Annotated in this window: 11 protein-coding genes; 1 reads left to right on the plus strand and 10 read right to left on the minus strand. The window is 61.6% G+C overall.

Going from position 1 to position 13,037, the window contains the following annotated elements; translation table 11 throughout:
* Positions 1-26: 26 nt before the first annotated feature.
* The 4 genes from N5B55_RS09835 to N5B55_RS09850 form a co-directional block, all read right to left on the minus strand.
* Complete coding sequence (locus tag N5B55_RS09835; RefSeq protein ID WP_178960398.1) at positions 27-980, minus strand: HAD family hydrolase; 954 nt, start codon at positions 978-980, stop codon at positions 27-29.
* A 100-nt stretch (positions 981-1,080) separates the two neighbouring features.
* Positions 1,081-3,252, minus strand: coding sequence for a polyribonucleotide nucleotidyltransferase (gene pnp, locus N5B55_RS09840; protein ID WP_304538039.1), 2,172 nt, complete (start codon positions 3,250-3,252; stop codon positions 1,081-1,083).
* Positions 3,253-3,570: 318 nt separating this feature from the next.
* A complete protein-coding gene (gene rpsO / locus N5B55_RS09845; protein WP_004630822.1) occupies positions 3,571-3,840 on the minus strand; it encodes a 30S ribosomal protein S15 in 270 nt (89 codons plus the stop codon).
* Between the two features lie 159 nt (positions 3,841-3,999).
* Positions 4,000-5,259, minus strand: coding sequence for a branched-chain amino acid ABC transporter substrate-binding protein (locus N5B55_RS09850; RefSeq protein ID WP_304538040.1), 1,260 nt, complete (start codon positions 5,257-5,259; stop codon positions 4,000-4,002).
* A 22-nt stretch (positions 5,260-5,281) separates the two neighbouring features.
* Between N5B55_RS09850 and N5B55_RS09855 the strand changes: the two genes are divergently transcribed.
* Positions 5,282-5,887: a hypothetical protein gene (locus tag N5B55_RS09855; RefSeq protein WP_369812431.1), complete on the plus strand. Its 606-nt coding sequence runs from the start codon at positions 5,282-5,284 to the stop codon at positions 5,885-5,887.
* Positions 5,888-6,131: 244 nt separating this feature from the next.
* On the opposite strand, the gene N5B55_RS09860 is transcribed toward N5B55_RS09855, so the two are convergent.
* The 6 genes from N5B55_RS09860 to N5B55_RS09885 form a co-directional block, all read right to left on the minus strand.
* Positions 6,132-7,673 carry a 2-isopropylmalate synthase gene (locus N5B55_RS09860; RefSeq protein ID WP_027681024.1) on the minus strand — a complete coding sequence of 514 codons (1,542 nt, stop codon included), beginning with the start codon at positions 7,671-7,673 and terminating at the stop codon, positions 6,132-6,134.
* A 315-nt stretch (positions 7,674-7,988) separates the two neighbouring features.
* Entirely contained in the window at positions 7,989-8,861 is an 873-nt protein-coding gene (gene pssA, locus N5B55_RS09865) for a CDP-diacylglycerol--serine O-phosphatidyltransferase (protein ID WP_009241072.1), read from the minus strand.
* A gap of 13 nt (positions 8,862-8,874) precedes the next feature.
* Positions 8,875-9,522 (minus strand): phosphatidylserine decarboxylase, encoded by a 648-nt coding sequence (locus tag N5B55_RS09870; protein WP_304538042.1) that lies wholly within the window; start codon positions 9,520-9,522, stop codon positions 8,875-8,877.
* Between the two features lie 147 nt (positions 9,523-9,669).
* Positions 9,670-10,686, minus strand: coding sequence for a ketol-acid reductoisomerase (gene ilvC / locus N5B55_RS09875; RefSeq protein WP_012762314.1), 1,017 nt, complete (start codon positions 10,684-10,686; stop codon positions 9,670-9,672).
* A gap of 75 nt (positions 10,687-10,761) precedes the next feature.
* The gene (gene ilvN / locus N5B55_RS09880) at positions 10,762-11,253 is read right to left on the minus strand and encodes an acetolactate synthase small subunit (RefSeq protein ID WP_004630835.1); all 492 of its coding nucleotides are present in this window, start codon (positions 11,251-11,253) and stop codon (positions 10,762-10,764) included.
* The gene (locus N5B55_RS09885) at positions 11,253-13,010 is read right to left on the minus strand and encodes an acetolactate synthase 3 catalytic subunit (protein WP_027681021.1); all 1,758 of its coding nucleotides are present in this window, start codon (positions 13,008-13,010) and stop codon (positions 11,253-11,255) included. Before N5B55_RS09885 ends, ilvN begins: the two co-directional genes overlap by 1 nt.
* Positions 13,011-13,037 lie beyond the last annotated feature (27 nt).

The following is a 13,037-nucleotide window of genomic DNA, read 5'->3' on the forward strand; positions in this document are numbered from 1 at the left end:
ATGAGGTTTACGACGCGACGCTCGAGTTACGAGACGCTACGCTTGGGCTCGACAAAATGTTGCGGAATGCCACGCGTGGTTTCGCGCATGATTTCCTGTTTGCCGTGGACGATGCCGTCGGCGATCTTCCCGATATGCAACTTCAGCCACATCTCCGTCGGGGAGCCCGCGCGATAGTCCGCCGGGCCGAGCATGTCGACGCGATCATCGGCACGCAAGTTGTCGGCCTGCTCGAACGAACGCGGGCTTTCAGGGTTGTAGACCGCATAGGTACGGCCGCCGCCCTTGCGGGCGACCGAAAACGCCGGAATGTCGCTCGGCCCATCGGCCACGTAGATCATGTTTGCGAACGGCACGCGGCGCTCGTCTTCGGCAATCGAGGAGTTGACACTTACGGCTTCGGGGTGCTTGTTGACGCCCTTGTTGATCTCAAATAGCGCCCGCGTCTTGGTCGTGTTGTCAATCGCATAGATGATTTCCGAGACGACCGGCCGACCATCCGCGTTCATGTCGGGCGCCTCCAGGAATTCGCAGCCCCACACGCCATCGATGTATGGGGCAATGGGTGAGCCCTTGATCATCTCCGTCAGGCCGGTGCTGACAATGTAGTGCTCAAGCTTGATGTCGAACGCTTGGTAGGCCCCGTTGTCGCGCACCCACGCCTTGCTGCGCTCGAAAAAATCCGCTACGCCGGGAAAGAATTCAAGTTCGGCGCCCAGCTCACGCAGCGTAGCGTTGTCGAGACCGCCCATGCGGCCGTCGCGCACATGGCGCAGCAGCACATTGAGATAAAACGTTTCGTGGTTGACCTTCTGGCCACGCGATTCGATTTCGCGCGACCCCTCTGCCACTTCATCCCAGAAGGCTTGCTCGGAGATGTTGAAGCGGTCGAACAGCGGCACTTGCATGTAGCGCGGGATCAGCGTCTTGTCGAAGTCCCAGACGATGGCGATGCGGTTTTGCTCGAACAGGCGGCTCATGATGGGGCGCAAAGGCGCAACGGGAAGAACTCGCGACGCAGTGTAAACAAAAAAACGGCTGGACATCGTCCAGCCGTTTTTCTTGGCGAAAACCGCTCGCTTATTGCTGTTGTTGCTGCTGTTGCGAGGCGGCGTCGCCAGCACCCGGTGCTTGCGGTGCAGCGGCCGGCACGTCGCCTTCTTCGGCCTTGGCGGCCTTGATCGACAGACGCATACGGCCCTTCTCGTCAGTGCTCAGCAGCTTCACGCGCACAGCCTGACCTTCCTTCACATAGTCGGAAACCTGGTTCACGCGCTCGTTGGCGATCTCCGAGATATGCAGCAGACCGTCCTTGCCCGGCAGGATGTTCACGATCGCGCCAAAGTCCAGCAGCTTGAGAACCGTGCCGCTGTAGATCTTGCCCACTTCGGCTTCGGCCGTGATGCCTTCGATGCGACGCTTGGCTTCTGCCATGCCTTCCGAGGACGTCGACGCAATGGTGATCGTGCCGTCTTCCTGGATGTCGATCGTGCAGCCGGTTTCCTTGGTCAGCGCCTGGATGGTCGAACCGCCCTTGCCGATCACGTCGCGGATCTTCTCCGGATTGATCTTGACCGTGATCATGCGCGGAGCGTGTTCCGACAGCTCGGTACGTGCGCCGCCCATGGCAGCCTGCATCTTGCCCAGGATGTGCAGACGGCCTTCCTTGGCTTGCGCCAGCGCCACCTGCATGATTTCCTTGGTGATGCCCTGCACCTTGATGTCCATCTGCAGTGCGGTGATACCAGCGTCGGTACCCGCGACCTTGAAGTCCATGTCGCCCAGGTGATCTTCGTCACCCAGAATGTCGGTCAGCACGGCGAACTTGTTGTCTTCCAGGATCAGGCCCATGGCCACGCCGGCCACGTGCGCCTTGAGGGGCACGCCAGCATCCATCAGTGCCAGCGAACCGCCACACACCGAAGCCATCGACGACGAGCCGTTCGACTCGGTGATTTCCGACACCAGACGGATCGTGTAAGCGAATTCGTCGTCCTTCGGCAGCACCGGAATCAGAGCGCGCTTGGCCAGACGGCCGTGGCCGACTTCGCGGCGCTTCGGGCTGCCCACGCGACCGGTTTCGCCCGTGGCGAACGGCGGCATGTTGTAGTGGAGCATGAAGCGATCACGGTACTCGCCTTGCAGCGCGTCGATGATCTGCTCGTCGCTCTTGGTGCCGAGCGTGGCCACCACCAGCGCTTGCGTTTCACCACGCGTGAACAGGGCCGAGCCGTGCGCACGCGGCAGCACCGACGAACGGATCTCGATCGGGCGCACCGTGCGGGTGTCGCGACCGTCGATACGCGGTTCGCCGTTCAGGATCTGGCCGCGCACGATCTTCGATTCGAGTTCGAACAGGATGTTGTCGACTTCCACGCCGTCAGCTTCCACACCGGCTTCGGCCAGCTTGGTCGCAACCGACTTGTAGACTTCCTTGAGCTTCTGGCTGCGGGCCGACTTCTGGCGCAGTTGGTAAGCGGCTTGCAGATCGGCCAGGCCCAGTTCGGACACCTTGGCGACCAGCGCTTCGTTCTTCGGAGCCGCTTGCCAATCCCACTCGGGCTTACCGCCGTCGCGCACCAGCTCGTGGATCGCGTTGATGGCGATCTGCATCTGCTCATGGCCGTACACCACGGCGCCCAGCATGACTTCTTCCGACAGCTGCTGCGCTTCCGATTCGACCATCAGCACAGCACGCTCGGTACCGGCCACAACCAGGTCCAGATCCGAATGCGCGAGTTGGGCACGATTCGGGTTCAGCAGGTACTGGCCATCCTTGTAACCCACGCGGGCAGCGCCCACCGGGCCGTTGAACGGCAGACCCGACACGGCCAGCGCAGCCGAAGCCGCCACCAGCGCCGGGATGTCGGCCGGCACTTCCGGGTTCATCGACAGCACGTGGATCACGACCTGGACTTCGTTGTAGAAGCCTTCCGGGAACAGCGGACGCAGCGGACGATCGATCAGGCGCGAGGTCAGCGTTTCGTTTTCCGACGGACGGCCTTCACGCTTGAAGAAGCCCCCCGGAATCTTGCCGGCAGCGTAGGTCTTCTCGAGGTAGTCGACGGTCAGCGGGAAGAAGTCTTGACCCGGCTTCGGGTTCTTGGCGCCCACCACGGTGGCGAGCACGACGGTGTCGTCCATATCGAGCAGCACAGCGCCGCTCGCCTGACGGGCGATCTCACCCGTCTCCATGCGGACCTTATGGCCGCCCCATTGGAATTCTTTGACGACCTTATTGAACATGGTCATAGCATCTCCTGTTCGGTATTCGCGGCGCGCTTCATTGCGCTTCACCGCGACAAACACGTTCCGTAAGACGGTGCGGTTGCAGAGGTGTGTTTTATGCCATTCCAGCGCAGCGCTGGCATCAATGCCGCGTTGGAATGACACAAGGCCCTGCTTCCTGCCGCCCCCGGTCCTTGGCAGCCGCTCCATTTTGAACTAGCCGACTGCCATCACTCACCGGTTGCCCGGCGCGGCCACAAACGCGGCCGCCAAAAACAAAATGCCTGCATCAGCACGCTGACGCAGGCACTTTTCATCACGCGCAGTGCGTGATACCCACCATTACTTACGCAGGCCCAGCTTCGCAACCAGGGCGGTGTAACGGTCAGCGTCCTTGCTCTTGAGGTAGTCCAGCAGACGGCGACGACGGCTCACCATGCGGAGCAGACCGCGACGGCTGTGGTGATCCTTCATGTGCGCCTTGAAGTGCGGCTGCAGTTCGTTGATGCGGGCGGTCAGCAGTGCAACTTGCACTTCCGGGCTACCCGTGTCGTTGGCGCTGCGGCCGTTATCTTTGACGATGTCTTGCTTGTTGATGTCAGCGACGGACATTTTGATTCCTTTGACTTGCGGACACTGCAGCGCCGGAATGGCCGCCGTTGGTGCCGTGTTGAACAATGATCTTGCCACCCGATACCAAATCGGCCCGGACAGCAAGACCGCGATTATAGCCCAGAACGCCATCCTGACGACAATCTCGTGTCAGGCTGCTCAGGGACGCACCATTTTGCACGACGTGGCCAAAGCAATTTGCGATGCTTGAATCACTTTCAGTGTACGGAAACCGTAGCCAGAGCCTTCAATATCGAAGGGTGTCCCGGGCGCCCCTGCCCGCTCCATTTGCGTGACGATAAGCGGTTGAATGGCCTGGTGATCCTCCGCTCGCAAGGTGATCCGGTGAAACCCGTTATCAAGCGATGCGCCTTCCAGCGCACGTGCCACCCCTACCGCTTCCGCGGAACCGGCCCGCTCGATGGCGGTGGCCAGCATATCCACCATCATCTGGTCGCGCAGCAGCGGGTAGTCGTCGGCGGGCGCCGGATAACGGGCGCGGAAGGCCTTGTAGAAGGCATCGGACTTGGCCCCGCCCAAATTCGGGTGCCATTCAGCGACCGCTACGACACGGCCAACGCCCGCATCGCCCATCGCACCTGGCGCGCCCAGCGAGTTGCCATAGAACGTAAAGAAGCGGGCCTTGAGCCCGGCATCCCGAGCAGCCTTGACGAGCAGCGTCAAATCGTTACCCCAGTTGCCAGTGATGACCGTATCCGCCCCGGATGCGGCAATGCGCGCCACATACGGCGCGAAGTCTTTTACCTTGCCTATCGGGTGCAGCACCTCGCCAACGATCGCGACATCTGGCCGCTTCTCGCTCAATTGCTGGCGCGCCAATTGCGCCACCTGGCGGCCGAATGTGTAGTCCTGCCCGATCAGGTACACCCGTTTGACGGCTTTGTCCGCGCGGATCACTTCCGTGAGCGCGTGCATACGCATGTCGGCCGATGCGTCAAAGCGGAAATGCCAGAAGCTGCATGCTTCGTTGGTCAGCGCGGGATCGACGGCGGCGTAGTTCAGAAACAGCACGCGCGCGCCCGGATGACGCTCGTTGTAGCGCGAGATCGACGTCGACAACGCCGCCGCTGCCGCCGAACTGTTGCCCTGCAGCACAAAGCGGATGCCCGCATCCGTCGCGGCCTGCAACTGCAGCAACGACTCGTCGACACTGTTCTTGCTATCAAAGCGCGCAAGGGCAAGCGGATGCATGCCGTCGGGCAACTTCACACCGCCGCGCGCATTCACGCCCTCGATCGCCATGCGCAGATTGCGCTCAACTGCCTCGCCCGCGTTGGCAAACGGGCCTGAAAGACCTTCAATCAGCGCCAGCCGGATCGGCGCGGCTTCGGGCTGGGCACCCGCTGTTCCACACAACCCAACGGCCGCCAGCGCGGCCACAAACCAACGAAACACCATGGCAAATCTCCGGGAAGCGCGGATGGTAAAGCGCCGGCGCCTATCGACACAAGCCGGCACAAATCACTCGCCCGCCTACACTAAGGGCATTGGAGGAACCACTGTGAACATTCGATCGACATGGCAGTGCGCGGCGCTGCTCGCCGTAGCGCTGGCGTCAACAAGCGCGTGCACCGTATTGGCGCCCGTACAAACGGGCGAAGCACTGGTCGGCCAACCCGCTTCTGCCGTGGAGGCACGGTTTGGCACACCACCGGAACGGTATCCCCGCGCCGGTGGCGGCACGCGCTGGCTATATCCAACGCAGCCTTATGGGCAATTCACCTATGCCGCTGATTTCGACGCAAGCGGCAAGCTCGTCTCGTTCCGGCAGATTCTGACCACGATGGACTTTGCGCAGATCCGCGTCGGGACCGCGACGCAGAATGACGTGCTGCAGACATTCGGCAAGCCAGAGGAGACCGCGTATTTCCGACTGATGGATCGGCAGGTGTGGTCCTACCGCTTCAAGCATGAAGGCGTCTGGCCCTCGCTGATGCACTTCTATTTCGACCGCGATGGCGTCGTACGGCTCACGCAGGTCAGCCCCGACCCCATGTACGACCACGATCACGATTCCAGCCGCTGAGTCAGCGTCAAACGCCAGAACGGCAACATCCACGCGAGGCGGATCGCCTGGCGTGGACCTTCGGGTCGGCCATGTCGTGGATCGCACAGACATCGCTCTCAAAGACGGCCGGCATGGTGCACGCTCCTGACGTGCCCGGTGCCGCCGCACCCGCTTGGCGTTCCGGTGGATAACCGGGTGCGCGCTCAGTGGTGATCGTGTTGGGGTCTGGGCTGACTCCTGCGTGTGTTGATGAAACCCGCGATCAGATCTGCGGGTTAAGTTTTTCGCTGCTCTTGTCCTGCAGCTTGTTCAGCGCGGCAAGGTAAGCCTTGGCAGATGCCGCAACGATGTCCGGATCCGTGCCCACACCGTTGACGATGCGGCCCGACTTGGACAGCCGCACCGTCACTTCGCCCTGCGCCTGCGTGCCCGTCGTGATCGCGTTGACGGAATACAGCAGTTGCTCTGCGCCGCTGGCGACCTTGCTCTCAATCGCGTTCAGCGTAGCGTCGACCGGGCCATTGCCCTCCGCTTCGCCCGTCACTTCCTTGCCGTCCGCAACGAAGACGATGCGCGCGTGCGGACGCTCGCCAGTCTCTGAACGCTGGGCCAGCGACACGAAACGGAAGTGCTCGCCCTCGCTGTGCTGCGCCTCGTTCGAGACGATGGCGACGATGTCCTCGTCAAAGATCTCGGCCTTCTGGTCGGCCAGCTCCTTGAAGCGGGTGAAAGCTGCGTTCAACTCGGCTTCGGAATCCAGCTCGATGCCCAGCTCCTGCAGACGCTGCTTGAACGCGTTGCGGCCCGAGAGTTTGCCCAGGACGATCTTGTTAGCCGTCCAGCCCACATCTTCGGCACGCATGATTTCGTATGTGTCACGCGCCTTGAGCACGCCATCCTGGTGGATGCCCGAAGCGTGTGCGAACGCGTTGGCACCCACGACAGCCTTGTTCGGCTGCACGACGAAACCAGTGATCTGCGAGACCAGCTTGGACGCCGGCACGATCTGCGAGGTGTCGACACCGACATCCAGGTTGAAGTAGTCACGACGCGTCTTCACGGCCATCACGACCTCTTCGAGGCTGGTGTTGCCAGCGCGCTCGCCCAGACCGTTGATCGTGCATTCGATCTGCCGCGCGCCGCCCAACTGGACAGCGGTCAGCGAGTTTGCAACGGCCATGCCCAGATCGTCATGGCAGTGCACTGACCAGATCGCCTTGTCGGAATTGGGGATGCGCTCACGTACCGAACGGATCAGAGCGGCGTAGCCTTCCGGCACCGCGTAGCCCACCGTATCCGGCAGATTGATGGTGGTCGCGCCTTCGGCGATCACCCCCTCCAGCACGCGGCAGAGGAAGTCCATGTCGGAGCGGCTGCCATCTTCCGGCGAGAATTCGATGTCGTCAGTGAACTGGCGGGCAAAGCGCACCGCCAGGCGCGCCTGCTCGTACACCTGATCCGGCGACATGCGCAGCTTCTTCTCCATGTGCAGCGCCGATGTGGCGATGAACGTGTGGATGCGGAACTGCCCCGCCGGCTTGAGCGCCTCGGCAGCGCGAGAGATATCACGGTCGTTCGCACGGGCGAGCGAGCAAATGCGCGAATCCTTGACCGACTGCGCAATCGCACGGATCGCTTCAAAGTCACCGTTTGAGCTTGCCGCAAAGCCAGCCTCGATCACGTCCACCTTGAGCCGCTCAAGCTGCTTGGCGATGCGGATCTTCTCTTCCTTGGTCATCGACGCCCCGGGGGACTGCTCGCCGTCGCGCAAGGTGGTATCAAAAATGATGAGTTTGTCGCTCATGGCGGCTCCTTGGTGGGTTGACGTTTTTGGCGTCGGTCTTAGTGGTGTCTCGAAAGGTTTTTTGCGGCGCAGAATGCAAAACGCCCCGGCGTGCATGGTTGCAGGCCGGGGCGCTGTGAATCCTGGTTCGCGAAAACTTGGCGGCTTCTACTTGCCTTGTTTTGCGATTTCCTATGCGCGTGTCCCGACCTGACGACCTAGTAGGCCATCAATCGAGACTAGCGTAATCAGAATGGAAATCGGGTGCGAAAGCATGCGGTCGACTATAGACGAATTCAAAAATCGGCGCAAGCGCACATTGGTGCAGCGCATCCGTCACTCATGCGCAGCATCTTGCGCCTGTTTCGGCAAGCGCGGGCTACCTTGTTGCCCATGCAGCGCACGCCAGCCCCACAGCAGGTAGCCCGATACCGCGTAACCAACAAACAGACCAAACAGCGCGACCGGCGGATCGCTCGATATGACCACAAACAACACCAGCACCAGCACCATCACGCCGAACGGCACACGGTGACGAACGTCGAGCGCCTTGCCGCTGTAGAACGGCGCGTTCGACACCATCGACAGCCCTGCATACAGCGTCAGCCCGAAGGCCACCCACGGCATCCACAGTTCTTTGACCGGCAGCTTGTTGTCGATCGCGAGCCAGACGAAACCCGCGATGAGCGCCGCGGCTGCCGGACTCGGCATGCCCTGGAAGAAGCGTTTGTCGACGGACCCGATGTTCGTGTTGAATCGCGCCAGACGCAGTGCAGCGCCAGCGCAATAGACGAACGCCGCGAGCCAGCCCCACTTGCCCAGATCGCGCAGGATCCATTCGTACATGACCAATGCGGGCGCCACGCCAAACGACACCATGTCCGACAGCGAGTCGTATTGCTCGCCGAACGCGCTTTGCGTGTTGGTGATACGGGCGACGCGGCCGTCCATGCCATCGAGGACCATCGCAGCGAAGATGGCGATGGCGGCGGTCTCGAAGTTCAGGTTCATCGCCTGCACGATGGCGAAGAAGCCGGCGAACAGCGCAGCCGTCGTAAACGCGTTGGGCAGCAGATAGATGCCGCGGCGCCGCGGACGCACGATCTCAAGATCGTCGTCATCCGGCCTCGGCTGGTTGTGCCGCAACGGACGCAGGTGCGTCACGTTGCCGGCGGTAAAACGCTTCTTGCGTCGGTTGAACGCGGGCATGGCGGCCTCCGGATCAGTCCAGCTCAGCAAGCACCGTAAGCGTGGCGGATACCTTTTCGCCGATGGTCACGCGCGGGCGCGCCGTCAGCGGCAGGTACACGTCAACACGCGAGCCAAAACGAATGAAGCCATAGCGCTGGCCACGCGTGAGCGCTTCGCCTGCCTTCGTATAGCAAAGGATGCGCCGCGCGATCAATCCAGCCACCTGCACCGAAGTGACGAGCTGGCCATCAGCGCGGCGCAAGACGATGGCGTTGCGCTCGTTCTCGAGCGACGCCTTGTCGAGGTCGGCATTGACGAATTTGCCCGGGAAGTACTGCACCTGCTGCACCGTGCCGTCGACCGGCGCGCGGTTCGAGTGCACGTTGAACACGTTCATGAACACGCTGATCTTCAGCGCGTCGCGATCAGCGTACGGGTCACGTACCTGCTCGACTGCGACGATGCGACCGTCCGCCGGCGAAAGAATCGCATTGGCCTGCGTTGGCACGACGCGCGCCGGATCGCGGAAGAACTGCAGCACAAACAGCGTCAGCACCCAGAAAGGCCAGGCCCAGCCGAAACCGGCGGCAGCCTGCACGATGAGCGTGACGATGAAAATCCCGCCCAGGTACGGCCAACCCTCGCGGGCAATGATGGGATGCGGATACGTGTTGTTCAAATCAGACCTCGACAGCGTCTTGAAGGAAATGCGGCATTCTAGCCGACACGGGGCAGCGCCAGCACTGGAAACAACGTTTGGCGCCCTCGAATCAGCACAAAAAAAAGCCAGCCCGAAGGCTGGCTTTCTCGCACAAGGCGCGGGCGATCAGTTCTTCGACTGGTCGACCAGCTTGTTCTTGGCGATCCACGGCATCATCGCACGCAGCTTGGCACCGACCTGCTCGATCTGATGCTCTTCGGTCAGGCGGCGGCGCGAGATCAGCGTCGGCTGGCCCGCCTTGTACTCCAGCAGGAAGCTCTTGGCGTATTCGCCGGTCTGGATGTCCTTCAGGCACTGCTTCATGGCCTTCTTGGTCTCATCCGTCACGACGCGCGGGCCGGTGACGTACTCGCCGTATTCGGCGTTGTTCGAGATCGAGTAGTTCATGTTGGCGATGCCGCCTTCATAGATCAGGTCGACGATCAGCTTCAGCTCATGCAGGCACTCGAAGTACGCCATTTCCGGAGCGTAACCGGCTTCCACCAGCGTCTCGAAACCGGCCTTGATCAGTTCGACGGTACCGCCGCACAGCACGGCCTGTTCGCCGAACAGGTCGGTTTCGGTTTCTTCGCGGAAGTTCGTCTCAATGATGCCGGCGCGGCCACCGCCGTTGGCCGTGGCGTACGACAGAGCGATATCACGTGCAGCGCCCGACTTGTCCTGGTGCACTGCGATCAGGTGCGGCACGCCGCCACCTTGCGTGTACGTGCCGCGCACGGTGTGGCCCGGCGCCTTCGGGGCGATCATGATGACGTCCAGGTCCGCGCGCGGGATCACGGCACCGTAGTGCACGTTGAAGCCGTGGGCGAACGCCAGTGCGGCGCCTTGCTTGATGTTGTTGTGCACTTCGTTCTTGTACACATCGGCGATCTGCTCGTCCGGCAGCAGGATCATGACAACGTCGGCTTCCTTCACAGCCTCGGCCACTTCCTTGACCTGCAGGCCAGCGTTAACAGCCTTGTTCCACGACGCGCCATTCTTGCGCAGGCCGACCGTCACCTTCACGCCCGAGTCGTTCAGGTTCAGGGCGTGGGCGTGGCCTTGCGAGCCATAGCCAACGATGGTGACGTTCTTGCCCTTGATCAGGGAGAGGTCGGCGTCCTTGTCGTAAAACACTTTCATGGTGATGTCCTAATTTTCAAATACTTCAATATCGATGGGGTCCGGCTGCAGCTACACGTTGGTGCACGCGCCGGCTCAAACCTTCAGAATGCGCTCGCCGCGGCCGATGCCCGAGCCGCCTGTGCGAACGGTCTCGAGAATGGCAGTGCGATCGATGGCATCGAGAAACGCGTCAAGCTTGCTGCCGTTGCCGGTCAGCTCGATCGTGTAGGTCTTCTCGGTCACGTCGATGATGCGGCCGCGGAAGATGTCCGCGGTGCGTTTCATCTCCTCGCGCTCCTTGCCGACCGCACGCACCTTCACGAGCATCAGCTCGCGCTCGATGTGAGCACCTTCGGTCAGGTCGACGACCTTGACGACTTCCACCAAGCGGTTTAGGTGCTTGGTGATCTGCTCGATGATGTCGTCCGAACCGGTCGTGACGATCGTCATGCGTGACAGCGAGGCGTCTTCGGTCGGGGCGACAGTCAGCGTCTCGATGTTGTAGCCACGCGCCGAGAACAGGCCCACCACGCGCGACAGCGCGCCCGGTTCGTTTTCAAGCAGGACAGAAATAATGTGGCGCATTACAGATCCTCCGCGCCGAGCAGCATTTCAGAGATGCCCTTGCCAGCCTGGACCATCGGCCAGACGTTCTCAGTGGGGTCGGTCTGGAAGTCGAGGAACACGGTGCGATCCTTGAGTCGGAAGGCTTCGCGCAGGGCGGGCTCGACGTCAGACGTCTTCTCGATGCGCATGCCGACGTGACCATACGATTCGGCCAGCTTCACGAAGTCGGGCAGCGCCTGCATGTAGGAATGCGAGTAGCGGTTGTCGTACTCGATTTCCTGCCACTGGCGGACCATGCCGAGGTAACCGTTGTTGAGCGAGCAGATCTTCACCGGCGTGTCGTACTGCAGGCAGGTCGACAGTTCCTGGATGCACATCTGGATCGAGCCCTCACCCGTAATGGTGACGACTTCCTTGTCCGGGAACGCCTTCTTGATACCCATCGCGTAAGGCAGGCCGACACCCATCGTGCCCAGACCACCGGAGTTGATCCAGCGGCGCGGCTCGTTGAACTTGTAGAATTGCGCGGCCCACATTTGATGCTGACCGACGTCGGAGCAGATGAAAGCGTCGCCGTTGGTCAGTTCCCAGATCTTCTCGACCACGTATTGCGGCTTGATGATCTCGGAGGTGCGGTCGTACTTCAGGCAGTCGACGCTGCGCCACTGTTCGATCTGTTCCCACCACTTGGCCAGCGCCGTCTTGTTCGGCTTGGCTTCGCCAGACTGGATCTGGGCGATCATCTCCTGCAGCACGTCCTTGACGTTGCCGACGATGGGGATGTCGACCTTCACCCGCTTTGAAATGGACGACGGATCGATGTCGATGTGGATGATCTTGCGCGGCTGCGAGGTGAAGTGCGCCGGGCTGCCGATCACGCGATCATCGAATCGCGCGCCAATGGCAATCAGAACGTCGCAGTTCTGCATCGCCATGTTGGCTTCATACGTGCCGTGCATGCCGAGCATGCCCACGAACTGCTTACTGGTGCCCGGGAAAGCGCCCAGCCCCATCAGCGTGTTCGTCACGGGGTAGCCCGTCAGCGCAGCCAGCTGGCGCAGCTCTTCGCTGGCCTCGGCAAGCACCACGCCGCCGCCCGAGTAGATATACGGACGCTCAGCCTGCAGCAGCAGGCTCACTGCCTTCCGAATCTGCCCCGAATGGCCCTTGTTGACCGGGCTGTACGAGCGCATCTCGATGGTCTTCGGATACTCGTACTTGCAGAGCTCGCGCGAGACATCCTTGGGGATATCCACCACCACCGGGCCCGGACGACCCGTTGCGGCGATGTAGAACGCCTTCTTGATGGTCGAGGCGAGGTTGCGCACGTCCTTGACCAGGAAGTTGTGCTTGACGATCGGGCGGGTGATGCCGACGGTGTCGCACTCCTGGAAGGCATCCTGGCCGATGGCGTGCGTCGGCACGTTGCCGGTGATGATCACCATCGGGATCGAATCCAGGTAGGCGGTGGCGATGCCCGTTACGGCATTGGTCACGCCCGGGCCGGACGTCACCAGGGCGACACCGACCTTGCCCGTGGCGCGCGCATAGCCGTCAGCCGCATGGACTGCCGCCTGTTCATGGCGCACCAGGATGTGTTCGATCTTGTTTTGCTTGTAGAACGCGTCGTAGATATAGAGCACCGCGCCGCCGGGATACCCCCAGACGAACTCGACGCCTTCTGCCGCGAGCGCATTGACGAGGATGTCAGCCCCCATCATGTCGGCAGATGAACCGCTATTGGCGTGGGAAAATTCCGCGCTTGGCATATTCATGTCAGTCCTTTGCAATTTTCGGCAAAA

The sequence above is a fragment of the Ralstonia pickettii genome (assembly GCF_030582395.1).
GTDB classification, from domain to species: Bacteria; Pseudomonadota; Gammaproteobacteria; order Burkholderiales; family Burkholderiaceae; genus Ralstonia; species Ralstonia pickettii_D.